This is a genomic window from Pseudoalteromonas sp. NCCP-2140, from assembly GCF_023708065.1.
In the GTDB taxonomy this organism is placed as follows: Bacteria; Pseudomonadota; Gammaproteobacteria; order Enterobacterales; family Alteromonadaceae; genus Pseudoalteromonas.
The window spans coordinates 48,826-73,083 of the sequence record NZ_BRCZ01000014.1; the positions used below are offsets into that span (position 1 = coordinate 48,826).

The following is a 24,258-nucleotide window of genomic DNA, read 5'->3' on the forward strand; positions in this document are numbered from 1 at the left end:
CGCGAAATTAGCTAATATTGCGCTCTTTTAGCTTGCGGGTCAATGTATTGCGGCCCCAACCAATCTTCACTGCGGCTTCTTGCTTGTGGCCAGCACAGTTGGCAAGGGCGGTTTTAATCAAACGAGTTTCGAGTTGTGCTTGAATGGCAGGCCAAATATTTTCTTTGCCTTGTTTAAGTTCAAGGTTAAGCCATTGTTGAAATGCATCCAGCCAATCACCTTCTTGCTCAGTCGGTGTAACAGCAACAATCTCTGGTGGTAAATCTTGTTCGCTGATCAGCTCACCCGGTGCCATAACGGTTAACCAACGACAGGTATTTTCTAATTGGCGTACGTTACCTGGCCAGTTAAACAAGCGCAGTTGCTCTGTAGCTTTAGGGCTTAAAATTTTGCTTTCAACTTGCAGTTCTTTGGCACTTTTATGTAAAAAGTGTTGTGCAAGTCGTTCAATATCTTCAGTACGCTCACGTAGCGCGGGTAAGCGTAAACGCACAACGTTTAAGCGGTGGAACAAGTCGTCACGAAACTTACCTTGTTTTACTAGGTCTTCGAGGTTTTGGTGTGTTGCAGCAATAATACGTACATCAACTTTAATGCTTTGATGGCCACCAACACGGTAAAACTCACCATCGGCTAACACGCGTAATAAACGCGTTTGTACATCGAGTGGCATATCACCTATTTCATCTAAAAATAAGGTGCCGCCATTCGCTTGTTCAAAACGGCCTTTACGAATACTGTCGGCTCCAGTGAACGCGCCTTTTTCGTGACCGAATAACTCTGACTCGACCAATTCTTTTGGAATGGCAGCCATATTCAAAGCTATAAATTGGTTTTCTTTACGAGGGCTGTGGTTATGCAGGGCACTTGCAACTAGCTCTTTACCTGTCCCTGACTCACCATTAATCAGCACGCTCATACTTGATGCTGATAATTTACCAATTGCCCTAAACACCTCTTGCATAGCAGGCGCTTCGCCTATGATATGCGCATTGGTTTGTGGTGCTTGCTTACGTTTAGTTTTTTTCGTTGAATTAGCACGGCATGCGCTTTCAACCAGCGCGACAGCTTCATCTAAATCGAACGGTTTAGCGAGATACTCAAACGCCCCTTTTTGGAAGGCATTTACCGCCGAATCTAAGTCTGAGTGAGCGGTCATGATGATCACTGGCAGGCCAGGGTTTTGCTCAGCAATAGTCTCAAGTAACGCCATGCCGTCCATACCCGGCATTCGTACATCAGATACTAATACCGTTGGCTGGCTAAACTTTAATGCATTAAGCACATCTTGTGCGTTCGCATAGCTTTCAGTTTCAAATCCTGCACGTGCCAACGCTTTCTCTAGTACAAAGCGAATTGAGGCATCATCATCAACTAACCAGACTGTTTTCATGACTACTCCAAAAAACCATTAATCCGTAAAAGGCAAATAGATATTAAATTCTGTATGGCCTGGCCAACTGTCACAATCAATGTGGCCGTCATGTTGGTCAACCAAGGTTTGCGCTATCGATAAACCAAGCCCTGATCCATTTTCTTTGTTGGTGATCATTGGGTAGAACAAGGTTTCACGTAAGCTCTTGTCTATACCTGGGCCGTTATCCGAAATTTGGATCAGCAAGGTTTTTTTCGGCGCCTTACCAGGGCGCCTGTGTTGATGATTGATACGGGTTTTTATTCTTATCTCGCCACCATCAACCAGTGCCTGTTGTGCATTACGAATAATGTTCAGTACCACTTGCTGAATTTTACTTTGGTCGATATACACGCTCGGTATACTTGGATCATAGTCTTTCACTAAAGTGATATTGGCATTGTTATCTAACATGCTCAGTTTAATCACTGACTCTAACGCTTGGTGAATATTGCCATAGGATTTATGTGGCAATTGATTCGGACCAAGTAAGCGGTCTACAAGCTCGCGTAAACGGTCTGCTTGTTCAATGATTAATTCGGCACATTGATCACGTTCTTGCTGATCAACCTCATACTGCAATAATTGCGCCGCTCCGCGAATTCCACCTAAAGGATTTTTAATTTCGTGTGCTAAACCGCGAATTAGGTTACGTGCTGCTTGGTACTGATGCATTTGATTCGAAGCTTGATCGTGGCGAATTTCATCATCCATTTGGCGGCATTCGAGCAAAATATAATTGTCGTTATTACTGTTTATTCGACGCGTGCTAATAGTTAGCTTGGCATGGCGTGAATCGACAAACACCACGTCAGCTCTATGCTGGTGGCAATCAACACCATCGAACAACGAATATTGAGCAATGCGTTTTAAGTCTATCGAGTGGTAATTAAATAGGTTGTCGAACGGTTGGTTGATAATGCGCTTAGGTCCTAAACCTAAAAGCTCACTGGCGCTATCGTTTGCATAAACCAGCTTAAAATCATGGTCGAGTAAAATGACGGCAGTACTTAAATTTTTCCAAATACTATCGAGTAATTCAGAATTAAAATGTGTATCACTGAGCATGGTTGCACCATTTTAGTGCGTTTCGATTTAGTGCAGCTTAGCATATTCTTTTTACGTTGCGAGATCGTTATGTTGAAATATTAGTTTCTATTAATCACAGAAGCTCTATGCATGAAAAAGGTGCTGATTGGGCTAACCGAAACGAGTTTATTATTAGCATTATAAAGTTTTGCTTGTAATGTGTGTTCACCACGGTTGACCTCTCTTAGTGCAAAGGTCGTGCTATTACTTGGTGCACCATGAGGTGTGCCATCAAATAAAAGCTGTACTTTAAACCCGGTTTCGAAGCGTGGGCTAATACGGGCAGTGACATACACTGACCCCGTGTTTTCTCGCACGGTCGCTTCATTAGCAGGAGAAGAAATACTGACTTTAAATTTGACTGGTGTCCCGCTTGGCGCACTATTAAGAATGCTGGTGTCGGTAGCTGGCATGGTTAGGTTTTGGGTATTCATCTTTACTTCGGTAGCACCAGGGCGCGGTGAGTCTGAAAACACTAAAACGCCATTCTTATCTTTCCAAGAATACACTTTTTTCACTTCACTCTCAGCGTAAACGCTTGCTGCAATAAATATTAATACCAATAAAGTTGTGCTTCTCACCCTGTGTTCCTGTATTTATTTACCTAAATAAAACTGTAGAGTAGAACCCGCTCAATTACCATTAAAAAAGCCCGCAAAGCGGGCTTGAGAACACACATTTATTATCTTTCAGATAATTCTGATACAGCGTTAATTAAACGCTGTAGTACATTTCAAACTCAACTGGGTGAGTTGTCATGTTAAGCTTTTCAACTTCTTGGCTCTTAAGTGCGATGTATGCATCGATTAGGTCATCAGTGAATACGCCACCTTGCGTTAAGAACTCACGGTCAGCATCTAGTGATGCAAGTGCTTCTTGTAAAGAAGATGCAACTTGTGGGATCTCAGCTGCTTCTTCAGCAGGTAGATCGTATAAGTCTTTGTCCATTGCATCGCCAGGGTGAATCTTGTTTTTGATACCGTCAAGGCCAGCCATAAGCATTGCAGAGAATGCTAAATATGGGTTCGCTGTTGGATCAGGGAAACGTACTTCGATACGACGTGCTTTTGCAGACGGTACTACTGGGATACGGATTGAAGCAGAACGGTTACGTGCAGAGTATGCAAGCATTACTGGTGCTTCGAAGCCTGGTACTAGACGCTTATAAGAGTTAGTAGACGCGTTAGCAAATGCGTTGATTGCTTTAGCGTGCTTGATGATACCACCGATGTAGTAAAGCGCTTCTTCAGATAGACCAGCATATTTGTCACCAGCGAAGATGTTTACGCCATCTTTACCTAGAGATTGGTGACAGTGCATACCAGAACCGTTATCACCTACGATTGGCTTAGGCATGAATGTCGCTGTTTTTCCGTATAGGTGAGCCATGTTATGGATAACATATTTCATCTCTTGGATTTCGTCAGCTTTTAATACCATTGTATTGAAGCGAGTTGCGATCTCATTTTGACCTGCAGTTGCTACTTCGTGGTGGTGAGCTTCTACTACTTGACCTAGTTCTTCAAGAACTAAACAAGTCGCTGAACGCCAGTCATGTGATGAATCAACAGGTGAACACGGGAAGTAACCGCCTTTAACACCTGGACGGTGACCCATGTTGCCACCTTCGTAATCTTTATCAGAGTTCCAAGCAGCTTCTACAGAATCGATTTTGTACATAGAACCAGACATGTCTGATTTGTATTTAACGTCATCAAAAAGGAAGAACTCTGGCTCTGGACCGAATAATACAGTGTCAGCAATACCAGTAGAGCGCATGTACTCTTCAGCGCGTTTTGCAACAGAACGTGGATCACGCTCATAACCTTGCAGTGTTGAAGGCTCAACTACGTCACAACGTACGATTAGTGTAGCTTCTTCAGAAAATGGGTCCATTTTCGCAGACTCAGGAACAGGCATAAGTACCATGTCTGATTCGTTGATACCTTTCCAGCCAGCAATTGAAGAACCGTCAAACATTTTGCCGTCTTCGAAGAAATCTTCATCAATTTGATGATGAGGAATAGAAACATGCTGTTCTTTACCTTTGGTATCAGTAAAGCGTAAATCAATGAACTTAACGTCATTTTCTTTGATAAAATCTAAAACCGATTGTGACATGTGTCCTCCAATTGTTGGGTTTTATTTTTTGCTGCATTATTGCTTTTCGCTTATATAAGCTGGTTTCGTGCCATTTTTTTAACACCTTGTTTAGACTTACAAAAAACAAACAAGGCTTTGTTTTGTTAACTTCTATTGCACTAAGTTGGTGCGTAAAAAGATCATTCTGGTGCGTAAAAGTGCGACCTTGTTTTGCACAATTATTGAGCGTGCCAATTTTTCTGTTATGAACACGATTTAGTGCCAAAATATGGTTCAAAAACGAAAATTTCGCCAGTTTTGAGCTAAGATTCACTTTAATTTTCATAAATTTGTCATTTATAAAACAGATACTTATAAAAAGCCTGAAGAAAGTTTATAAATTTATATTGGATAAACTTTCATCCATGCCATTATTAAGGGATAATATGCGCCCTTTTAAATCCTATGCTGGGACATCTGGTGAAAACGCAGGTGAGTGCGTAGATCTTGCAGGATCAATGAGATTCAATTTCTCTGAGAAAAAATATGAGCATCGAAAAGTTAAGAAATATAGCGATTATCGCCCACGTTGACCACGGTAAAACAACTTTGGTTGATAAACTGCTTGAGCAATCAGGCACATTAGAAACGCGCGGCGGTAACGAAGAGCGCGTAATGGACTCAAACGACATTGAGAAAGAGCGTGGTATTACCATTTTAGCTAAAAATACAGCTATCTCTTGGAACGACTACCATATCAATATCGTAGACACCCCAGGACACGCCGACTTCGGTGGTGAAGTAGAACGCGTACTTTCGATGGCTGACTCAGTATTACTACTTGTTGATGCTCAAGAAGGTCCAATGCCGCAAACGCGTTTCGTAACGCAAAAAGCATTCGCACAAGGTTTAACGCCGATTGTTGTTATCAACAAAATCGACAAACCTGGTGCACGTCCTGACTGGGTTATGGACCAAGTTTTCGACTTATTCGATAACCTAGGTGCAACTGACGAACAGTTAGACTTTAAAGTAATCTATGCATCAGCTATCAACGGCTGGGCAACAATGGATTTAGACGAGCCATCAGATAACATGGAACCAATGTTCCAGATGATCGTTGACGAAGTATCTCCACCGGATGCAGATCCTGAAGGTGCTTTCCAAATGCAAATTTCTCAGCTTGACTACAACTCGTACATCGGTGTTATCGGTGTAGGTCGTATCAAGCGTGGTACTGTTCGCCCTAACCAACAAGTAACAATTGTTAGTGCAGATGGTACTAAGCGTAATGGTAAAGTTGGCCAAGTAATGAGCTACTTAGGTCTTGAGCGTCATGAAGCAGAATCTGCAGGCGCGGGTGACATCATTGCTATCACAGGTCTTGGTGAGCTGAAAATCTCAGACACTATCTGTGATGTAAATACCGTTGAAGCATTACCACCGCTAAGTGTTGATGAGCCTACAGTAACAATGACGTTCTCTGTAAATACATCACCATTTGCTGGTAAAGAAGGTAAATTCGTAACTTCACGTAACATCCTTGAGCGTTTACAAGCTGAGCTTGTTCACAACGTTGCATTACGTGTTGAAGAAACTGACAACCCAGATAGCTTCCGTGTTTCTGGTCGTGGTGAGTTACACTTAGGTATCTTAATCGAGAACATGCGTCGTGAAGGTTACGAGCTTGCTGTATCTCGTCCACAAGTAATCCTTCGTGAAGTTGATGGTCAAAAAGAAGAGCCATACGAAACACTTACAATCGACTGTCAAGAAGAGCACCAAGGTTCTATCATGGAACAAATTGGTCTTCGTAAGGGTGAACTAACAGACATGTCTCCAGATGGTAAAGGCCGTGTACGTATGGACTTTATGATCCCAAGCCGTGGCTTAATTGGTTTCCAAACTGAATTCATGACGTTAACGTCTGGTTCTGGTCTTCTTTACCACACATTCGACCACTACGGTCCACATAAAGGCGGTACTATCGGTGCTCGTAAGAATGGTGTAATGATTGCAAACGCAACAGGTAAAGCACTTACTAACGCATTATTCAACTTACAAGACCGTGGTAAGTTATTCATCGGTCACGGTGTTGAAGTTTACGAAGGTATGGTTATCGGTATCCACAGCCGTGACAACGACCTAACAGTAAACGCGCTTAAAGGTAAGCAACTTACAAACGTTCGTGCATCTGGTACAGATGAAGCACAAACACTTGTTCCACCACTAAACTACACGCTTGAACAAGCGATTGAGTTCATCGATGATGACGAGTTAGTGGAAGTGACACCTGAAAACATCCGTATTCGTAAGCGTCACTTAACTGAAAGTGAGCGTAAGCGTGCGAGCCGTCAAGCTAAAGACTAATAAGGTCTTTTAGTTTCACAAAATTAAAACCGCCGTATTGAAAAATACGGCGGTTTTTTGTTTTAGTGTAAGCCAGGTAGGTTGGGTAGAGCGAAGCGAAACCCAACTTAATTTATATAAACTTCTAAAGGCAACTCGCAACTTTTTACTAACTCCCCCATCTGTACTATCTTTTCTAAATCCAACTTGCAGGAGAGTAAGATGTATTTAGTTAGACTGATTTACACAAGTGAAATTAGCGATGGGTTTGGGCCCAATGACATCGAAGATATTCTCGAGAAAGCTAAGCAGAATAATGCAGAAAGTAATGTAACTGGGCTACTTTGTTTTAATAGTTCTCACTTTATGCAATGCCTTGAGGGGTCACGAAAAGCAGTTAATGAAACTTATCATCGTATTCTTAATGACAAGAGACATCGCAATATCATCATGCTGAATTACTGTGAAATTTATGAAAGAGAGTTTGAAAATTGGTCTATGGGTTACATTCCTTACAGTAAACAAGTGACCCCTATTAACCTTAAGTATTCAGGTACCAGCGAATTTAACCCATTAGCCATGTCGGCAGGAAGCGCCCATAAACTTATGCTGGCTTTACGGGACTCATTGCTCAAACATACTATGTAGGGCTTGCAAGTGTCACTACAGTGACACTTGCTCACCTTCATTCAATATATAAAGAGGAACATGGCTGTTCATCTGTTTTTGCATATGCAGTAATCTTAATAATGCAGAATGACTTGAATGGTCGCCCATTTGCCAGCTTGAGTTGCCATAACCCCACGGGATCATCACTTTACAGCTTAGCTCCTCCGCGGCGTTTAAGCTGTCTTCTGGCGTTGTATGAACATAGCGATACCACTTACCGTTTTCTTCATGGTAATAAGAAGCGATAGGCATTAAACATACATCAATCTCGCCGTATTTTTGATTAATATCTTGAAAGTGTTTTGAGTAACCGGTATCACCAGCAAAAAACAAGGTTTTACCGTTTTGCTCAAGTAACCAACCATTCCATAAATCTTTATTGTGGTCGTCGTAAATGAAAGGCACCATTATACGACTACTAAAATGATGAGCTGGCAGCGCATGAATCGTTAAATCATTAATTTGTGTACTTGCGTACCACGCCATTTCGGAAATATTAAAGCCACCCGTCGGGAAGTTATCTGCAAACCCTAATGGCACTAAGTAGCGGGGGGTATTGCCAATCTCTTCTATATCCGCCTTGTTAAAATGGTCATAGTGAATGTGTGAGTACATTACAGCATCTAAGCCATTAAGTTCAGCTTGTGATGGCCAAAAACCAGGTTTGCGATAAATGCCCCCAGCAAGCTTAAAGGCAAAGTCTACGGGCGAATCAAACTGATCTTTAACAGGGTCAAACAACAGCTGCTCACCATTTGGTGATTGAATATAAAACCCAGCATGACCTAACCAGCGCACCGTAAAACCTGAATTGATTGCAGGCACATTTTGTTCTGCGTGAAACTCGCATTGTGAGTTACTGTCGTCGCACACCAGTAGTTCTGACTCTTCATAGCAATTGTCGGTGCAGGTTGTTGGGTATTCTTTATCACCCGGATAAAGGTTGTGGTAGCGACCTTCGTACTCACCCTCGTTTTTTAACGGAGTGATAGTGCCTTCACCGGCAATAACATTAACAGTGTTTGAATTACTGCATGCACTTAAAAGTGCTGCCGCAATAAGCGTTGAGAGTGTTTTTAAATGCATACCATGCTTACTTTTTATTCTTTGCCGTGAGTTTAGCAAAATAAAATTTAAGATAAATCATTAAAAAGTAACTAAATATTGACTAATTTGTGATGCGATTTTTTTTTGCTATGATTTGAGTGATTTTCGAACAGTAATCAAGGAGGATAAATGAAAGTTATTGCTTTTTTAATTGGTGTATTTTCACTGTCGTGTTTAGCCGCTACGGACTCGTTAACATGTAATGGCTGCTCCACTAATGGAATGGAAAACTTAGCTGCGTTTTCACAACAACGGACGGGGTCTAGCTATGTGGTTATTTTTGATTTTGATAACAGACAAGTGAAAAAGTATTACAGGAGCTTGCGATTTAGTAGCTTTGGTGAGCCTATACGTAACGCTGTTAATGTTGAGTTGAGCTATGAAGAGCAATTTGATGCAAATTTAATTCTGGAGTTTAGGCAAGAAGCAATATTGCTATTGAAAAACAAAAGTGTTGCTATGTTTGTTTCTAATGATGCTGAAACAGATTATATGGGCACTGACTCGAGCCAATCGATTGCCGCACTTTCTAGAGCTGAGATAAGCAACCAAGAAAGTACCTCTTCAGTTTTAAAAGATGTAGGTGGATTTGATGTTAAAGGAGATCCGTATACTTTCTTAAGTCGGTCTAGTTTTAGAAATAATGCATTTGATTATTATTTAAACCAAGATGGTTCTTTGTTTTCTGAATTAATTGACTCTGCTCTAGATGCAGTAAGAATACCCACAGGAAAAGACATGGGGCTCTACGTGACAATTAATTTTTATGAATCTGCCGATAAAAGTATTTATAACGGATCTGTCAAAGCTGCAATAGACTTTACAAATGATGTGTTCATCATTATGAGCGCAAAAGATGCAGATAATAACAGTATTCCATTAAAAGTTAGTGACTTAAATAATGAATTTGTTTTTAAAAATAAAAGTAATGGTGAAACAATATTTCTCAATTATATAAATTTACTGTTTGACAGCCATGGAGGGCACACTCCAAATTGCGTGGTGACATCACACCGCACACAAGGTGATCAACACATCTTTACATATAGTTGTAAGTAAATTTTTATATGTTTTATTAAAATTAATGCGGCTAATTGCCGCATTAATTTTAGCTAACTATCTCAACCCGCTTTATTCATTTGCTCAATGAACTTATTAGAGTCTTCAATTGATTTGTTCATGTCGTCCATTAACACTTTTATATCGCGTTTTAGGCTTGTGAACTCACCTTTGATTGCAGTTACAGCTTGTGCGTTTAGATTATGTTTTAAGTACAAAACATTATCATGAAGTGATGATAATACCGGCTCCATTTTGCTTTCTGCGCTGCGCATTGAGCGAAGTAGTTGATCAAATTGGCGCTTAGTTGCACTGAGCTTTTTGCTGCTCTCACGTTTAAGAGAGGCGCTTTTGTATTGTTCTAGCTCATCGGCCCATTCATCAAATAGCGCTTCAGCTACATCTTCTACTTTATTGATATTGCTTGTTACGTCGTTTGCTGCCGCTAAGCTCGACTCGTAATCATCATTCAGTTGATTGTAGGCATCTTGTAGTTCACCACCATCAAAATTGATAAGCGTGGTTAATCTGTCTAATGCTGATTGAAACTCTTCTTGTGACTCCTGCTGTGCTTCTTTTGTTTCTTCTACGCGGTCTACTAAAATGTCGCGCTTATGCACACCGACAGACTCCATGGCTGAGTAGTAAGCTGACTGACAGCCTGATAATGCCATTGTTACTGCAAATAGTGGTGCACTTAAAAGTGTCAGTTTTTTCATTGAGAATCCTTTTTAGGTACCTGTCATTTCAAATTATGTGGTGGATTGCTATGATTATCAAAACATTTTAGCAGAAATTAGATTCTATGGATGAGAAGCTCAGTCGTTATAAGTTGCAATTAAGCACTTTTTTAAAGCAACAACCTACTTGGTGGATGCAGTATCTTAATCGTTGTATTGACGATCAAATCACTGTTAATGCTGGGTACTTGGCTTATGTGACCTTATTATCAATTGTGCCTTTAGTGGCGGTTGGTGTGGCTATTTTTTCTGCTTTCCCAGGATTCGAAAGCACGTTAGTGACTATAGAAAATTTCTTGTTTACTAATCTTGTGCCGACCTCTACAGATGTAATTAAAGAGCATATCAGCGCTTTTGCCGGTAATGCGAATAAAATGACTGCCGTTGGTGTGGGTTTTTTAGCGGCGGTATCTTTGTTACTTATTCGCAATGTCGATGCTACATTAAATCGAATTTGGCGTATTAAGAAAAAGCGCCCAATGATGATTTCGTTTGCCGTTTATTGGATGGTGCTTAGTTTAGGCCCTGTGTTATTAGGGGCTAGTATTGGTGTTACTTCATACATAGTGTCGTTAGTGTCGTTTGCCGATCAAGGTATCCCCGGCTTTAGCGGCTTTTTATTGAAATTATTACCTTACATAATTTCAATGATTGGCTTCATTATGCTCTATACTTTAGTTCCTAACACACGAGTTCCATTTAGAGCGGCAATTCCGGGCGCTTTGTTTGCAGCTATGTTGTTTGAGCTGACAAAAAAAGGCTTTGCTTTGTACATCAGCCACTTCCCATCATACGAAGTTATTTATGGGGCGTTGGCGACAATCCCTATTTTATTTGTATGGGTGTATTTGTCGTGGATTGTCGTATTACTCGGTGCAGAATTTACTGTATGTATCAGCCCTGAGAATATCGAGGACACGCCTGATATAGAGGTTTAAATTCACTGCACCTAAGGAGAGCGAGGTGCAGTTACATCCACAATATGTTGCCAACCGTGATTATCACTTGAGTGTTGGCGATGGTCATCAAATCCATGTGCAAGAATATGGTGCGTCTACAGGGATTGCTGTGGTGTTATGCCATGGCGGGCCTGGTGCGGGTCTATGCCCTGAAAACTGCCGCTTTTTCGACTTAGAACGTTTTCGGGTGATCATGTTCAGTCAGCGCGGTTGCGGTCACTCAACCCCCCATGATAGTTCAACCAATACAACCTCAGAATTAGTCGCCGATCTCGAGTATTTACGCCAGCAACTGGGTATTGAAAAGTGGCTGGTGTGTGGTGAGTCATGGGGTGCCACTTTGGCACTTGTCTATGCTATTCATCACCAAGAGCATGTTGCAGGGCTTATTTTACGGGCTAGCTTTTTAGCTTGTAACAGTGACTTCGAGTGGCTTTACACAACAAAAGGAGCCGGCGCGCATTTTTACCCTGAGTGCTTTAATGAATTTGCACATGATTACACTGATTGGCATGCCTTACTCGATTTTTATCAGCAACAGCTAAACAGTGACGATCAAATTAAAGCCAGTAAATTTGCCAAGTTATGGTGTCATTGGGAGCAGGTGCTATGTCATGGTGAGCCTTTGACAAACTGGAGTTTACAGGAGCCCCATGTCGGGTTAAATCAAGCAAAGTTAATGGTGCATTATTTTCGTCATCACTGTTTCATTGAAGAAGGCTTTATCGCAGAAAATGCACATCTGCTGACTCATTTACCTATTTGGTTTATTCATGGCCGCGCCGATTTGATCTGTCGATATAGTGCCGTACAGCAGCTTGCTGAACGGTTAAATGCACAATTATTGATTTTAGATGGCATTGGGCACAGCAGTGATAATCAGGTATATTTGGCGGCAATGCGACGTGCCGCAGATTTAATGTATATCAAGTTATCGAGGGATCAATGCAAGGCTTAATTCAAAGAGTAAAACAAGCAAAAGTAGAAGTGGCAGGCGAAGTGGTTGGTGAAATTTCACAAGGTATTTTGCTGCTATTAGGTGTTGAAAAACAGGACACCGAGCAAAGCGCCCAGAAGCTTTTACACAAGGTCAGCAATTACCGCATTTTTACCGATGAACAAGGAAAGATGAATTTAAGTTTGAATGATATCAAGGGTGAGCTGTTAGTTGTTTCGCAGTTTACCTTAGCAGCCGACACTAAAAAGGGTATGCGTCCAAGCTTTTCAAGTGCTGGTACGCCAGAACAAGCCAATACGCTCTATGAGTATTTTATTGCTGAGGCTAAAAAAGCGGGCTTAACAGTGGCTACAGGGCAGTTTGGTGCTGATATGCAAGTAAGCCTATGTAACGATGGTCCCGTTACTTTTAATTTATCTGTTTAGCAGACAACTACTTTTTGATCATCACGATGTGATTCACGTAGTCGGGGATTTTTACAATGCTTGGGCGCTTGCCAAACTCGGTGATTAGCAGGTGCTCAAGTTGTTTTAGTTGCGATGGGTGATTAGATAAAAAATTAATGAACAACAAGCCATCTTTTGCCATCGCTGCTCTTAGTTTGGTGTAAAACTGGTGCTTGTATAAAAATAATGGCGCATCTACCTCACTGAATAAATCTAGGATAATCCAATTGTATTCGTTGTTTTGCTCTAATACTTGCTGCGCATCAAAACAGTGCAGATTATTGGCATGATCGCCACCAAAGTAACGTTTATAGCAGTGAATTATGTCGGGGTTTTTATCAACCGATGTCAGTTGGCTGTCAGGGTAGGTGTGCTGTAAGTAATTACGAATAGCACCACCGCCTAGCCCTAGTTCTAAAATCTTTTTAGGTTCTTCTAAGTCTTGCCAAAGCTTTGCAAGGTATTGTAAATGCGGGAAAAGTAATCTGGCAGGTCGGCGTTTTTCAATGACCGATTGCAGAGTTTCGTTGATCAGTAACCAGCGTAATTGGTTAAGTTGCCTAACTTGAATACTGTAATTGCCTTGTTTATGCCAATAGATGAGTTGCCCTAATCGGTGGCAGTCCTCAATAAAACTATGTTTTACTGCGCCACTGGGTTCAAGAAAATGTTCCATATTTCGGGCCTTTAGCTATTTGTTTATTAAAATAATACAATTATTTCAGCATAGACCAGCAGGCTTAAAGTGCAATTGTGCATTAGTTTTTACAGCTCAGAATAATAATTTAGGCTGGGTCACCAAAGTATTATTCCAACTTGTTAGAAGATCGCGTATCGTAATTCGCATTCCAAAGGCCACGACAGAAAAACAACAGACAGTGGCTGAATTATCACAGGAGTTTTTATGTTTAAAGTGACCACCCCACAAAGCAGCGAAGATTGGCAAGCGTACTATTCATTACGTTGGCAGGTTTTAAGAGCACCCTGGGGCGAGCCGCGTGGTTCTGAGCAAGATGACTTAGAACAAGACGCTGAGCACCGCTTTATCAAAAATAATGACGGCGAAGTATTAGGTGTAGCCCGCCTGCATTTTAACAATCATCAGCAAGCGCAAGTTCGTTATATGGCGGTCGCTGAAGGTAATCGTAACCAGCATATTGGTAGCCGTTTATTACATGAATTAGAAAAAATCGCATGGACTCAAGATGCTGACGAGCTGGTATTGTATGCTCGTGAGCGAGCTCTTGATTTCTATAAACGTCATGGCTACGAATTAAAAGAAAAAGCGCACCTTGCCTATGACGATGTACAGCATTGGAAAATGGTAAAACAAAAGCCCTCTGAGCCGGGTTGGTTCCGTCATCCAAACTGGACACAAGTACTGCAAAACACGTGGCGTGAGTCGATCCCAATCAGTGATGCGATGGGCATTAAAGTTGAAAGCTATACCGATTGGCAGTTTACTACCCGCGCTGATTTAGATGCGAACTTAAACCTTCATAACACTATGTTTGCGGGTTCAATTTATAGTTTAGCAACCTTAACAGGGTGGGGCGCAACTTACCTAGCGCTGAAAGAAGCAGGTCTTGAAGGAAATATCGTGTTAGCTGATGCCAACATTAAATACCTTAAACCACTCAATAACGACCCTCGTGGTAGTGTTGAGTTGGCTGGTTGTAAAGGCAAATTAGCTGATTTAGAAGACAGTGGTAAAGCAAGCTACCATGTGCCAGTAAATGTATACGATGGCGATGTGTTAGTAGCAGAATTTGAAGGTCACTTCATCGTTAAAAAATAACGACTATTTAGAGCGAGCTAACTAAAGCTCGCTTATACCCAAACCCCCTCAATATGCGAGTTTCAGTTGGAATTAAAAGCGATTTAGGCAAGGCATTGATTGCAAGTAATAGTGGTTCTATTGTTAAAATCAATAACGCAGTATAAATCGCATTTAAACCAACCCTTTGGGCGCTTCACAGGCACTTACTCTCATCGTTGTTACTTCTTAAAAGGGACTGCCATTCTTGCAAAGTAACGCCTTGATATTAAGCACCTGTGAAACGCTGAATTCTGCATCGTGAGGGGGCTTGGGTATATATTTATTAAAGCAAGTCAGTTAACAGAATACCCACACCAAAACGTTCAATATCGGCGTTGTAATCAATCAAGCTCTCACCATAACCATTAAAATATTGTGCGTAGCCACGTAATCGGCCCCAAAGAGGGAAAGACCAATCTAATTGGATTGCACCACGGTTATCTGAATTTAAATTATTGCGGGTCATAAAGCTAAACTCATGCTCGTTGTAACGGTATGCACCCGAGAACTCAAAGTAACCCATGTATTTGTAGATATCTGGATTATCATCGCCACGGGCTTCTAGCTCATCGTCTTTTTTATCTTCAGGAATGCGATACCAAGGCTTAAAGCTAAAAACAAAGCCATCTTTTTCCCATAGGAAATCGGCATAGATACGGTTCCATGAACGTGAATTAGGCTGGCTGCGGCCATTCGATTGATGTGAGGCACCAATTGCAATTGCCATTTCATCGCCCCAAAGCACATGCTCAGGATCAAGGTAGTTCACCCAGAAGATCTCTGGTTCGTAATTTGTTTCACGAAATGGTGATGAAATATCTTTGTTGTAGAACTGCCAAAACGATTGCATAGTAAACGCAAAGAATACGCCTTGATCTTTATCTGAAAAGCCTTCGAAGATAGGCACTTTAATTGAAAGTTGATATTTCACTTCAAGATTATCAAGTGGCTCGCCATCAGTTTGCTCTGCAAGATCTTTTAAACCATCAAAAGGACGTTCATTCGGGTTAGATACGTATGAAAGCGGTAATATGTAGTTACGCTTATGTGGGGTGATCACATTACGGTTTTTCTTGCTCACTTCTTCACGGGCTTTACGCTTATCTAAAGCGGTGAGCTTTTTACTCTCGTCTAAGTCTGAGCATTTTTTACGAAGTTCTTCGAGTGTTTGTTTACCGTCACCGCCAATCGCTTCGTTCAAAATACACTGCTTTACGAGTTCTAGCGCGTCATCTTGTTCGTTAGTTTGTGGTTGTTCAGTTTGAGCAAATACAGGTACAGAAAATAAGCCAGCTGCTGCCAGCCAAATGCGCCATCCCATTGCAGTTCCCTTTCAGTAGACTTGTAAGTAGGTATAATTATAACGATTTTTACATAAGTAACCGTGAACTTGTACTGAATTGTTGAAATTTTAGGTAAATAGAGAGCCCCAAGCTAAGCTTGGAGCCCTGCTGTAACGGCCTAAGGGCATAAGCCGTTGACTCTCACGCAATGAGAAGGGATGAGCTTATAGCTCAAATACGTTGGTAAAAAACTTATAAAGTTCGGTACCTTGATTCACGCTTGCTGAAGCAAAATGCAAAATAGCAATGGCGTCTTTATCAAAACTTAATGTTTGTAGCGGCTGCTCAGAAAGGTAGCGCTCCATTCTTAAAATGCGGGCGATAGGCTCACCTGCTTTAATATGGCCACCCAGTGGGGCAAGATACTCGACCATGCCACCCATAGGTGCGTAGTAAGCTACATAATTTTCAAGCATGCAGGCATAACGTGTCATCGCTTTTGGATGATACGCAGCATCAACTAATACCTCTTTTTGATTGAGGTAACTTAAAATGCTATTTGCATCTTCAAAAGCCGCACTTAAATCGATTTTTTCTTGGCTACCAAGTTCAACAGTGAATGCTTCTACTTGAACAGCAAATTCACGGCCTTGTTTGGCAAGCTCTTCAGATAGTGACCACCATGGGCAAAAACTCGCTTCATCCATCGCGCCATCAAAATCACTTGGGATCAGTAACACATGCTCGATGTTGAAGTAGCTTGCGCTGTCTTTGGCGTATTCAGGGCAATATAAGTGCTTACTCGAGATAGGCCCCGTGTGAAGGTCTAAAACGATATCAGCCTGGTGGGCAAGCTTTTGCAAGTTAAGAGCAATGCGCTTACCCGTTGTTAGGCTGTAATCAGGACCCGTTAATTGACTGTCGATGTCAGCAACGAGTGCCTGTTTAAATGCAGCTTTAAGGGTCGCATCATCACTGTCTTTATGCTGTTCAGCAATCTGTGACGGTAACGCTTTATTAAAGCGGTACATGCGGTTCCAATTGGTGCCAGTAATTGGATCGAAACGACCTAAAGTAAACTCACCTGATTTTTGGTTGCAACCAATAGGGTTAGCATAAGGAACTAGGGTAATATCGCCACGCAGCTTGAGTGATTTTAGCTGCTCAAGCAATTGATAAATTACTGCATTACCTTGTACTTCAGCGCCGTGCATATTGGCTTGTATATACACGTTAGGTCCTGTGCCATCGCCTTTTAAGCGATATACAGGAATTGCCAGTGGTAGGCCGTTGGCTATCTCGCCAACCACAATATTCTCTTGGCTGATTAACTCTTTGCTCATGGCGATTACCTTAAATAATAGTTGGCATCTTCAGCACTACGAATGCACTCAATATTGCCTTGTTCAAGGGTGTATTCAGCCGCTAATTCGTGGCATAAAAAGTACGGCATACTTTCGGTAAAGCCGTACGCACCACATTGGCTGAATACCAACCAGTCTTGCTCATTTAAATCGCTCGCTAATTGGTGCTCACCTAAGCAATCAAGGGCGGTGCAAAGAGGGCCGTATAAAGTCATTGCCGCAGGCTCAGCCGTCGATTCGCGAAGTAAGGCTGCAGGAAAATCTTGGCTTGTTACAGCAGGGCGAAGTAAATGGTTAATGCCGCCTGATAAAATCACCTGTTGTTGATTGTAATTCTCTTTGCGCTCAACAATCGGCGTTGCGTAATGGCCGCATTCGCCCACCGCATAGCGGCCAAGTTCCATCCAAAGCTCTTTGACACCAGCATCCGCTTTAATACCCGCCAGAGTCTCGATAAGTGCAGACCAATCAAGTCGGTTAGCATCTTGCGTATAAGGAATACCTAAGCCACCCCCTAAATCGAGAATATTAAGGTTAATATTTATTGAGCTTGCTAGCTGTTGTAATGGCGCAATCATCGCACGCCATAGCTCGGCGAGCTTGTCAGTACTTAGCATATTGCCCCATTGGAAAATATGCAGACCATCAAAGCTAAGAGCTGGGTAATCACTTACAGTGAGTGCTTGCCACTCATCACAGCCCAAACCAAAAGGAGTAAGGCTATCGCCACCAAGAGGGTTCTTTTCGCTGTCTGGCCAACGAAGTTGTACGCGCAATAGAACTTGCAGCTGACAATTTGCTTTTGTTGCTTGTTCGTTTAACCAGCGAACTTGGTTAAGGCTCTCGGCCACAAAAGTACGTACGCCGCGAGCAATGAAATGTGAAATTTGTGCAGGGCTCTTTGCAGGCCCTGTGTTGAGCACGCGCTCGCTATCGATGCCTTGAGCAAGTACTTGCTCAAGTTCACCTTTACTTGCAACATCAAAGTTAAACCCTGCGCTGTCTAAACATTGAATAATGCGAGACAGTGGGTTGGCCTTTACGGCATACCAAAGCTTCACATCGGTTTGCGCAGTCAGTTGATTTAAATGTGCAGTTAATTTATCTAAATCATAGATAAAAAATGGCGTATCAAGATGTGTTGAAACTTGTTCAACCGCTTGCTTGATGGGCGTGCTCAAAAAGCTCATTAACGTAAAACCTCTTCTAACAGTAATGATGCATCGCTTTGTTCATCACGGTATTTCACGATCAATGCACAAGACATGCTTAGACCTTGCTCGCGAGCCCATGCATTTGAAGCAGGGCGAGAGCCTGGGATCACAATCGCGTTTTCTGGGATGGCTTCACCTTTGTCTAGCTGGCGTTCGTTAACGCAATCGTAGACAGGAATAGTTGCAGATAAACGAACACCTGGCGCAAGTACAGCACCTTTTTTCACAACCACACCTTCAACAATAACGCAGCCTGCGCCGATGAATGCGTCATCTTCAATAACCACAGGGCTAGCACCAATTGGCTCTAGTACACCACCTAATTGTACTGCAGCACTTAGGTGAACATTTTTACCCACTTGTGCGCATGAACCCACTAATGCGTGGCTATCGACCATAGTACCTTCGTCGATGAACGCACCAATATTCACATATGCTGGTGGCATGATAATGGTGCCTTTGGCAACGTGTGCGCCACGGCGAACACTGCTACCACCTGGTACCATACGCACGCCTGCATCTGCTGCAAAGCCTTGTGGTGCTAAGTTGTGCTTATCAACAAAACCACCAGGGAACTCAGTATTATTGCCGTTTTTAAAGGCTTCTAAAATGCCTTGTTTAACTTCAACATTGGCGTGCCAGTTGCCGTTCTCGTCTTGTGTTGCTGCGCGAACTGCGCCTGATTCTAAGTTGTTTAATAATTCTAACCAGCTCATGATAAAACCTGTTTTTAGTTCCAAGATAAAATTGTGTTGTTTGCGTGGGTGATGCTGTCTGTTTGCTCAAGCTCTAAATGCGTAAGCGGCGGACGTAAATGCGGGGTGTTTATTTTACCTTGCAGGTGCATCAGTACTTTTACGGGGATTGGGTTTGCCACAGCGAATAAACTTTGGATTGCTTGCGACCAATCGGTGAATAGATTTGGGTATTGACCACTTAAACTACGTTTAACAAACTCATGGGTTTGATTCGGCCAAGCATTCGCGGCAACCGAAACTAAACCTTTTGCACCAGCTTGAGCAAAATATGGCATAAGTGCATCATCGCCACTGAAAATAGCCAGTGTTGGTGATGCCGTTCTAAAGCCTTCAAATTTGCTAATGTCGCCACTGGCTTCTTTTAAAGCCCAAAGATTTTTGTGCTCAGCAAGGTTTTTGATCACCTGTGGTGAAATCTCAACTGCGCTGCGTCCTGGTACGTTATACAACATACAAGGGTGGTTACTTGCGTCTAGTAGGCTTTCAAACCAATGTGTTTGGCCAACAACCCCAGGTTTTGCATACAAAGGTGAACCTAACAGGTAGCCATGAATAGGTAGTTGGTTGCAGTATTCAACCCAAGCAACTTGTTGTTTGAGGTTCATGCCACCCACAGCAACCATGAGTGGGACACTTGGCGCTAATTGGCAAACATGCTCAACAATGGCTTGTTGCTCTTTGAGTGAAAGCGCCAGTCCTTCACCGGTACTGCCAAGCAATAAAATGCCATTATTTGCATCTTGCTGCTCCGCAACCAGTTGTTCAAGGGCCGTGTAATCGACCTCGCCAGATTCGGTAAATGGCGTGACAAGCGCTGTCCATAATGGATAGTCGTTTAAATCAAAATTGTTGATCATCTCTCACGAACTTATAAGGTATTCGAAGAGTTTATGCGGGAACATTTGAATGGAGCCGCATGTCGTCGTTCGAACAAGGTATAATTCGAAGAGCGAATGGGCTTAAGATAATAAAGACACGACGGCCTTATTATACTAAGACCAGAAGCTCTCCACCAAACTAATCAATAGCGCTATGCTATTGTTGGTGACAGTCGCTGGGATTCAGCCCAGTCGCCCGAAATAAACACCTCACAAACGGTGTTATTTCTCGGCGTTAATTCCCCTCACGTATGATCAACAGAGTCTGTGCTCTTCCCATACGCTACCTGAATAACGCACCTCTTCCAGCCCTTTATGCTCGCTTTAAAGGTTAAAGCCAACATAGTTAAATAGGGTATTGGCGGCGATTAAAGCATTTTAGCCATCTAGGTGTCAAGGCGAAGAATTTGTTTTTTAGTGACCGATTTTGCAACATGGTTACGTATAAGCGTGTTTTTACGTACACTTAGCGTTAACCAAATAAATTGGAAAAATGATGGAAAAATTTAACGATATTTATCAACGAGCCGTATCTCGAAAAGGCAGCGAAGAAATGCTGCATGCACTGTTATCAAACCCGCTCGATGATACTGATATTGCCAAAATGCATGACGATTTATGGTTAGAAGAGTTTACGCGTAAAGTCTTTCAAAGTGGTTTTTATTGGTCTGTTATCAATAATAAATGGGCTGGTTTTCGTGATGTGTTTTGGGATTTCAGTGTAGAAAAATTGTTGATGATGCCGCCAGATATGCTTGAGCAAAAAGCCAGTGATGAGCGAATTGTTCGTAATTTTAAAAAAGTACAAACGATCCCAGAAAATGCGTACATGATCCACGAAGTTGCCGAGAAACATGGCAGTTTTAGCCAATTTATTGCAGATTGGCCAACTGACAATATTATTGGTTTGTGGGCCTATCTTAAAAAGCATGGTGCGCGTTTAGGGGGAAATACTGGCCCGTACGCTTTGCGAGCGCTTGGTAAAGATACCTTTTTGCTTTCTCGCGATGTAGAAGCTTATTTGCGTGCCCATGAGTTGATTGATGGCGGCTTACAAACTAAAAAGTCATTACAAGCAGCACAAGATTTTTTCAATGAATTACAACAGCAAAGCGGTTACAGCTTGCAGGCATTAAGCCAACTAGTGGCCTATGGTGTAGGCGATAATCGTGTAGGTGTAGCGACATCTTAAGGACAGTTATGAAACTGCAAACCCGATACACAGATATTAGTGAACTGCTTGCTATTAAAGATATGCCGAGTGCCGTTGCTAAGCCGCAATTACTGCTATTTAATGACAAGCTCGCTGATAATTTTGCGATTAATCACGACAGCGAATTTTTAGCTAAATTACTATCTGGTTCAACAATAGATAAAGATGTTGCACCGGTTGCACTTGGTTACTCAGGTCATCAATTTGGTCATTTTTCACCGCGTCTTGGCGATGGCAGAGCACATTTGCTTGGCGCTATTGCAGATAAAGATGGCACATTGTGGGACTTGCAGCTAAAAGGCGCTGGAGCAACGGTATTCTCACGTGGTGGTGATGGTCGCTGTGCTATTGGTCCAGCTGTACGAGAGTACATTATGAGTGAGGCGCTTTATGCGCTAGGTATAGCGACTACGCGCTGTTTAGCTGTGGCTACAACTGGTGAAACGGTATATCGTCAGCCACCACGCCCGGGTGCAGTTGTCACTCGTTTAGCTAAAAGCCATATCCGTGTGGGTTCATTTCAATACTTAGCTACCCAAGGTGATATAGAAGGGCTAGAAAAGCTCGTTGATTACGCAATTAATTGTCATTTTCCGGACATTAGCAGCACGGGTGAGCAGCGTTATATTGAATTTTTAACTGCCGTACTCGATAAGCAAATTGAGCTGGTTATCAGCTGGATGCGAATTGGCTTTATACATGGCGTTATGAATACAGATAATACCTTGATTAGCGGTGAAACCATTGACTATGGTCCTTGTGCGATGATGAATCAGTTTGACCTAGACACGGTGTTCAGTTCGATTGACCATCAAGGACGTTATGCATTTGGTAATCAACCCAATATAGCCAATTGGAATATTGCACGTTTGGCTGAAAGCTTAATCCCTTTATTTGCTGATCAAGATAGTGCCGTCGAAAAACTCTCGCCGGTAGTGAATGGCTTTGCAGCTAAATTTAATGATGCATTTAATACTATGTGGCAGCAGAAATTAGGATTAGCAGGTCAGCAAGAAGGCGATCATGCTTTAGTTTCAGAGTTACTTGGTTTAATGAAACAACATCAGCTTGATTATACCAATACTTTCAATGTGCTCACTGAATCTTTAGTGAGAGGCTTTGCAATCGATTCTAACCTAAAAGAATGGGTTTCAAAATGGAGGTTAAGAACATCTCCTGAAAGTTACAGTACAATGCGAGCTGTTAATCCTGCAGTCATTCCACGCAATCATAATATTGAACAAATAATAGCTGAATTTGAAAAAACAGGTGATAGCTTATTATTAAGTGGTTTTTTTGAAGCTATTTCAAAGCCATACACGTACAGTAAAGAGCATCAACGTTGGTATGAGCCGCCAAATGACGGTGACAAAAACTATCAAACCTTCTGCGGTACATAAGTGAAAGTTACATCGTTGAAAGAAAACAAGTTATTTATCGCTTTTGAATGTTCGCCGATTGAGCAGAATAATCACTGGTGGTATCATTGATTTTAGGTAAATTATTGCTTTAAGTAGTGTTCTACTACTATGCTGGTAGTTTGAAGGTTTTTAATCGGAATAAGTTACCACTAAATAGAGTTGCTTTTATTAAGAATAAAATCTTAATAAATATTAAATGTAGCCGCCTATAAAATTTCATTAAATTAGTTTTTAAGCTGCTATATAGTTTTAAGTACTCAAAATACATTAGCTTTAATAGCTTTATTGTGAAAATGGGAAGGAAATAATGAAACTAAAATCACTTACTATTGCGTTAGCACTTGCTGCAACTAGTACAACAGGCTTCGCTGCTGAAAAAGAAGGTTTTTATATCGGCGCATTCGGCGATTACTATGATAACTCTTGGGAAAATGTTCGCGATTATCCACCAGGCGGATTAGATGTAGATGATTCAACCGGTTGGGGTCTAGAATTAGGTTATCGTTTTAGCGATTATTGGAGTGCTCGCTTAGAGTATGCTGATATGGATTTCGATTGGAATGCAGAGCTTAACGACGGCACATCTGTAAGTGGTTCAGAAAGTGGTAAGCGTTACGGTATCGATGGCCTATATCACTTTGGCGGTGGCCCATTTTACGGTATTTTTGGTTTGAAAAACCTTGATGCCGTTGATGAAGATCTGATGTTCGCAAACGTAGGTGCTGGTTATCAACACTACTTTACAGATAACTTTGCGTTTAACGCTGAAACATCTTTATATCAAGGTCTTGATCGTGGTTACACAGATGTTGGTGCTAAGTTAGGTATTAGCTATATCTTTGGCGACCAAAGTGCTCCAGCTGCTGTAGAACCAGCGCCAGTAGTTGCTGCACCAACTGACAGTGACAATGATGGTGTAATGGATGCAGATGATCAATGTGCTAATACGCCGATGACAGATGCTGTTGACAGCAAAGGCTGTACTCTTTATGAAGAAAAAGAGGCAACAATCACTTTACTTGTTACTTTCCCGCATGATGTTGCAGAAGTACCAAATAAATACTTCAGCGACATTGCTGATGTTGCAGAATTTATGAAAGAAAATGAAGGCACTTCTGTTGTACTTGAAGGTCATGCATCAGCAGTAGGTGATGCAGACTACAACATGATGCTTTCTGAAAAGCGTGCTAAAGATGTAGCAGCAGAGCTAGTTAAAGACGGTATTTCTTCTGATAGAATTTCTACTGTTGGTTACGGTGAAGAGCGTTTGAAAAACGAAGCGTATACACTTGAAGCGCATGCACAAAACCGTCGTGTAGAAGCTCAAATCACAAGTGTTGAGAAAGTTAAAGTACTTCGTAAGTAAGTTATTATATTTAAGGTAGAAATACCTTATTTATCAAATAGCATATAAAGTAGGCCGGGCTAATTTTATT

Annotated in this window: 22 protein-coding genes and 1 riboswitch; of the genes, 10 read left to right on the forward strand and 12 right to left on the reverse strand. The window is 41.8% G+C overall.

Features of this window, described 5'->3' with window-relative positions:
* Positions 1 to 7 precede the first annotated feature (7 nt).
* The 4 genes from ntrC to glnA form a co-directional block, all read right to left on the reverse strand.
* The gene (gene ntrC, locus NFU46_RS18650; protein ID WP_055198930.1) at positions 8 to 1,393 is read right to left on the reverse strand and encodes a nitrogen regulation protein NR(I); all 1,386 of its coding nucleotides are present in this window, start codon (positions 1,391 to 1,393) and stop codon (positions 8 to 10) included.
* Positions 1,394 to 1,411: 18 nt separating this feature from the next.
* Positions 1,412 to 2,482, reverse strand: coding sequence for a nitrogen regulation protein NR(II) (gene glnL / locus NFU46_RS18655; protein ID WP_251603956.1), 1,071 nt, complete (start codon positions 2,480 to 2,482; stop codon positions 1,412 to 1,414).
* Between the two features lie 80 nt (positions 2,483 to 2,562).
* Entirely contained in the window at positions 2,563 to 3,084 is a 522-nt protein-coding gene (locus tag NFU46_RS18660) for a DUF4124 domain-containing protein (protein ID WP_251603959.1), read from the reverse strand.
* A 133-nt stretch (positions 3,085 to 3,217) separates the two neighbouring features.
* Positions 3,218 to 4,624, reverse strand: a complete 1,407-nt coding sequence (gene glnA, locus NFU46_RS18665) for a glutamate--ammonia ligase (protein WP_054552391.1) — start codon at positions 4,622 to 4,624, stop codon at positions 3,218 to 3,220.
* A gap of 507 nt (positions 4,625 to 5,131) precedes the next feature.
* On the opposite strand from glnA, the gene typA reads away from it, so the two are divergent.
* Both typA and NFU46_RS18675 read left to right on the forward strand, forming a co-directional pair.
* Positions 5,132 to 6,955: a translational GTPase TypA gene (gene typA / locus NFU46_RS18670; protein WP_063529660.1), complete on the forward strand. Its 1,824-nt coding sequence runs from the start codon at positions 5,132 to 5,134 to the stop codon at positions 6,953 to 6,955.
* A 201-nt stretch (positions 6,956 to 7,156) separates the two neighbouring features.
* A complete protein-coding gene (locus tag NFU46_RS18675) occupies positions 7,157 to 7,582 on the forward strand; it encodes a BLUF domain-containing protein (protein ID WP_251603962.1) in 426 nt (141 codons plus the stop codon).
* 15 nt (positions 7,583 to 7,597) lie between these two features.
* Here NFU46_RS18675 and NFU46_RS18680 read toward each other — a convergent pair whose 3' ends face one another.
* Positions 7,598 to 8,689 (reverse strand): MBL fold metallo-hydrolase, encoded by a 1,092-nt coding sequence (locus NFU46_RS18680; protein ID WP_251603966.1) that lies wholly within the window; start codon positions 8,687 to 8,689, stop codon positions 7,598 to 7,600.
* Between the two features lie 150 nt (positions 8,690 to 8,839).
* On the opposite strand from NFU46_RS18680, the gene NFU46_RS18685 reads away from it, so the two are divergent.
* Complete coding sequence (locus NFU46_RS18685) at positions 8,840 to 9,769, forward strand: hypothetical protein (protein WP_251603969.1); 930 nt, start codon at positions 8,840 to 8,842, stop codon at positions 9,767 to 9,769.
* Positions 9,770 to 9,831: 62 nt separating this feature from the next.
* On the opposite strand, the gene NFU46_RS18690 is transcribed toward NFU46_RS18685, so the two are convergent.
* Positions 9,832 to 10,488: a DUF2959 domain-containing protein gene (locus tag NFU46_RS18690; RefSeq protein ID WP_251603973.1), complete on the reverse strand. Its 657-nt coding sequence runs from the start codon at positions 10,486 to 10,488 to the stop codon at positions 9,832 to 9,834.
* An 86-nt stretch (positions 10,489 to 10,574) separates the two neighbouring features.
* Between NFU46_RS18690 and NFU46_RS18695 the strand changes: the two genes are divergently transcribed.
* Genes NFU46_RS18695 through dtd form a run of 3 tightly spaced genes read left to right on the forward strand, consistent with a single transcriptional unit; the run spans position 10,575 to position 12,851 of the window.
* A complete protein-coding gene (locus NFU46_RS18695) occupies positions 10,575 to 11,447 on the forward strand; it encodes a virulence factor BrkB family protein (RefSeq protein WP_054563457.1) in 873 nt (290 codons plus the stop codon).
* A 25-nt stretch (positions 11,448 to 11,472) separates the two neighbouring features.
* Positions 11,473 to 12,426, forward strand: a complete 954-nt coding sequence (locus NFU46_RS18700) for an alpha/beta fold hydrolase (protein ID WP_251603976.1) — start codon at positions 11,473 to 11,475, stop codon at positions 12,424 to 12,426.
* Positions 12,414 to 12,851: a D-aminoacyl-tRNA deacylase gene (gene dtd / locus NFU46_RS18705; RefSeq protein WP_130167197.1), complete on the forward strand. Its 438-nt coding sequence runs from the start codon at positions 12,414 to 12,416 to the stop codon at positions 12,849 to 12,851. The genes NFU46_RS18700 and dtd overlap by 13 nt, the downstream gene beginning before the upstream one ends.
* A 7-nt stretch (positions 12,852 to 12,858) precedes the next feature.
* On the opposite strand, the gene NFU46_RS18710 is transcribed toward dtd, so the two are convergent.
* Positions 12,859 to 13,548 (reverse strand): spermidine synthase, encoded by a 690-nt coding sequence (locus tag NFU46_RS18710; RefSeq protein ID WP_054563460.1) that lies wholly within the window; start codon positions 13,546 to 13,548, stop codon positions 12,859 to 12,861.
* 228 nt (positions 13,549 to 13,776) lie between these two features.
* On the opposite strand from NFU46_RS18710, the gene NFU46_RS18715 reads away from it, so the two are divergent.
* A complete protein-coding gene (locus NFU46_RS18715; protein WP_251603979.1) occupies positions 13,777 to 14,670 on the forward strand; it encodes a bifunctional GNAT family N-acetyltransferase/hotdog fold thioesterase in 894 nt (297 codons plus the stop codon).
* Between the two features lie 304 nt (positions 14,671 to 14,974).
* Here NFU46_RS18715 and NFU46_RS18720 read toward each other — a convergent pair whose 3' ends face one another.
* The 5 genes from NFU46_RS18720 to dapA all read right to left on the reverse strand — a co-directional run bounded on the left by NFU46_RS18720 (position 14,975) and on the right by dapA (position 20,167).
* Complete coding sequence (locus NFU46_RS18720) at positions 14,975 to 16,012, reverse strand: phospholipase A (RefSeq protein ID WP_054563462.1); 1,038 nt, start codon at positions 16,010 to 16,012, stop codon at positions 14,975 to 14,977.
* 186 nt (positions 16,013 to 16,198) lie between these two features.
* Positions 16,199 to 17,317 carry a succinylglutamate desuccinylase/aspartoacylase family protein gene (locus NFU46_RS18725; RefSeq protein WP_251603982.1) on the reverse strand — a complete coding sequence of 373 codons (1,119 nt, stop codon included), beginning with the start codon at positions 17,315 to 17,317 and terminating at the stop codon, positions 16,199 to 16,201.
* A 5-nt stretch (positions 17,318 to 17,322) separates the two neighbouring features.
* Positions 17,323 to 18,528 carry a PLP-dependent decarboxylase gene (locus tag NFU46_RS18730; protein WP_251603985.1) on the reverse strand — a complete coding sequence of 402 codons (1,206 nt, stop codon included), beginning with the start codon at positions 18,526 to 18,528 and terminating at the stop codon, positions 17,323 to 17,325.
* Entirely contained in the window at positions 18,528 to 19,268 is a 741-nt protein-coding gene (locus tag NFU46_RS18735; protein WP_251603988.1) for a 2,3,4,5-tetrahydropyridine-2,6-dicarboxylate N-succinyltransferase, read from the reverse strand. Before NFU46_RS18735 ends, NFU46_RS18730 begins: the two co-directional genes overlap by 1 nt.
* 14 nt (positions 19,269 to 19,282) lie before the next feature.
* On the reverse strand, positions 19,283 to 20,167 hold the full coding sequence (gene dapA, locus NFU46_RS18740) for a 4-hydroxy-tetrahydrodipicolinate synthase (protein WP_251603991.1): 885 nt from the start codon (positions 20,165 to 20,167) through the stop codon (positions 19,283 to 19,285).
* Positions 20,168 to 20,304: 137 nt separating this feature from the next.
* Positions 20,305 to 20,501, reverse strand: a riboswitch (Lysine riboswitch).
* Positions 20,502 to 20,684: 183 nt separating this feature from the next.
* On the opposite strand from dapA, the gene NFU46_RS18745 reads away from it, so the two are divergent.
* The 3 genes from NFU46_RS18745 to NFU46_RS18755 all read left to right on the forward strand — a co-directional run bounded on the left by NFU46_RS18745 (position 20,685) and on the right by NFU46_RS18755 (position 24,188).
* Positions 20,685 to 21,380, forward strand: a complete 696-nt coding sequence (locus NFU46_RS18745; RefSeq protein ID WP_058583986.1) for a DNA-3-methyladenine glycosylase I — start codon at positions 20,685 to 20,687, stop codon at positions 21,378 to 21,380.
* Between the two features lie 8 nt (positions 21,381 to 21,388).
* The gene (locus NFU46_RS18750) at positions 21,389 to 22,801 is read left to right on the forward strand and encodes a YdiU family protein (RefSeq protein WP_251603993.1); all 1,413 of its coding nucleotides are present in this window, start codon (positions 21,389 to 21,391) and stop codon (positions 22,799 to 22,801) included.
* A 328-nt stretch (positions 22,802 to 23,129) separates the two neighbouring features.
* A complete protein-coding gene (locus NFU46_RS18755; RefSeq protein ID WP_251603995.1) occupies positions 23,130 to 24,188 on the forward strand; it encodes an OmpA family protein in 1,059 nt (352 codons plus the stop codon).
* The last annotated feature ends 70 nt before the right edge of the window (positions 24,189 to 24,258 follow it).

Bases quoted from the DNA above. Each gene is read 5' to 3' on its own strand.
- ntrC (WP_055198930.1), bottom strand. From the start codon at position 1,393: ATGAAAACAGTCTGGTTAGTTGATGATGATGCCTCAATTCGCTTTGTA.
- glnL (WP_251603956.1), bottom strand. From the start codon at position 2,482: ATGCTCAGTGATACACATTTTAATTCTGAATTACTCGATAGTATTTGG.
- glnA (WP_054552391.1), bottom strand. From the start codon at position 4,624: ATGTCACAATCGGTTTTAGATTTTATCAAAGAAAATGACGTTAAGTTC.
- typA (WP_063529660.1), top strand. From the start codon at position 5,132: ATGAGCATCGAAAAGTTAAGAAATATAGCGATTATCGCCCACGTTGAC.
- NFU46_RS18675 (WP_251603962.1), top strand. From the start codon at position 7,157: ATGTATTTAGTTAGACTGATTTACACAAGTGAAATTAGCGATGGGTTT.
- NFU46_RS18680 (WP_251603966.1), bottom strand. From the start codon at position 8,689: ATGCATTTAAAAACACTCTCAACGCTTATTGCGGCAGCACTTTTAAGT.
- NFU46_RS18685 (WP_251603969.1), top strand. From the start codon at position 8,840: ATGAAAGTTATTGCTTTTTTAATTGGTGTATTTTCACTGTCGTGTTTA.
- NFU46_RS18690 (WP_251603973.1), bottom strand. From the start codon at position 10,488: ATGAAAAAACTGACACTTTTAAGTGCACCACTATTTGCAGTAACAATG.
- NFU46_RS18695 (WP_054563457.1), top strand. From the start codon at position 10,575: ATGGATGAGAAGCTCAGTCGTTATAAGTTGCAATTAAGCACTTTTTTA.
- dtd (WP_130167197.1), top strand. From the start codon at position 12,414: ATGCAAGGCTTAATTCAAAGAGTAAAACAAGCAAAAGTAGAAGTGGCA.
- NFU46_RS18710 (WP_054563460.1), bottom strand. From the start codon at position 13,548: ATGGAACATTTTCTTGAACCCAGTGGCGCAGTAAAACATAGTTTTATT.
- NFU46_RS18715 (WP_251603979.1), top strand. From the start codon at position 13,777: ATGTTTAAAGTGACCACCCCACAAAGCAGCGAAGATTGGCAAGCGTAC.
- NFU46_RS18720 (WP_054563462.1), bottom strand. From the start codon at position 16,012: ATGGGATGGCGCATTTGGCTGGCAGCAGCTGGCTTATTTTCTGTACCT.
- NFU46_RS18725 (WP_251603982.1), bottom strand. From the start codon at position 17,317: ATGAGCAAAGAGTTAATCAGCCAAGAGAATATTGTGGTTGGCGAGATA.
- NFU46_RS18730 (WP_251603985.1), bottom strand. From the start codon at position 18,528: ATGAGCTTTTTGAGCACGCCCATCAAGCAAGCGGTTGAACAAGTTTCA.
- NFU46_RS18735 (WP_251603988.1), bottom strand. From the start codon at position 19,268: ATGAGCTGGTTAGAATTATTAAACAACTTAGAATCAGGCGCAGTTCGC.
- dapA (WP_251603991.1), bottom strand. From the start codon at position 20,167: ATGATCAACAATTTTGATTTAAACGACTATCCATTATGGACAGCGCTT.
- NFU46_RS18745 (WP_058583986.1), top strand. From the start codon at position 20,685: ATGGAAAAATTTAACGATATTTATCAACGAGCCGTATCTCGAAAAGGC.
- NFU46_RS18750 (WP_251603993.1), top strand. From the start codon at position 21,389: ATGAAACTGCAAACCCGATACACAGATATTAGTGAACTGCTTGCTATT.
- NFU46_RS18755 (WP_251603995.1), top strand. From the start codon at position 23,130: ATGAAACTAAAATCACTTACTATTGCGTTAGCACTTGCTGCAACTAGT.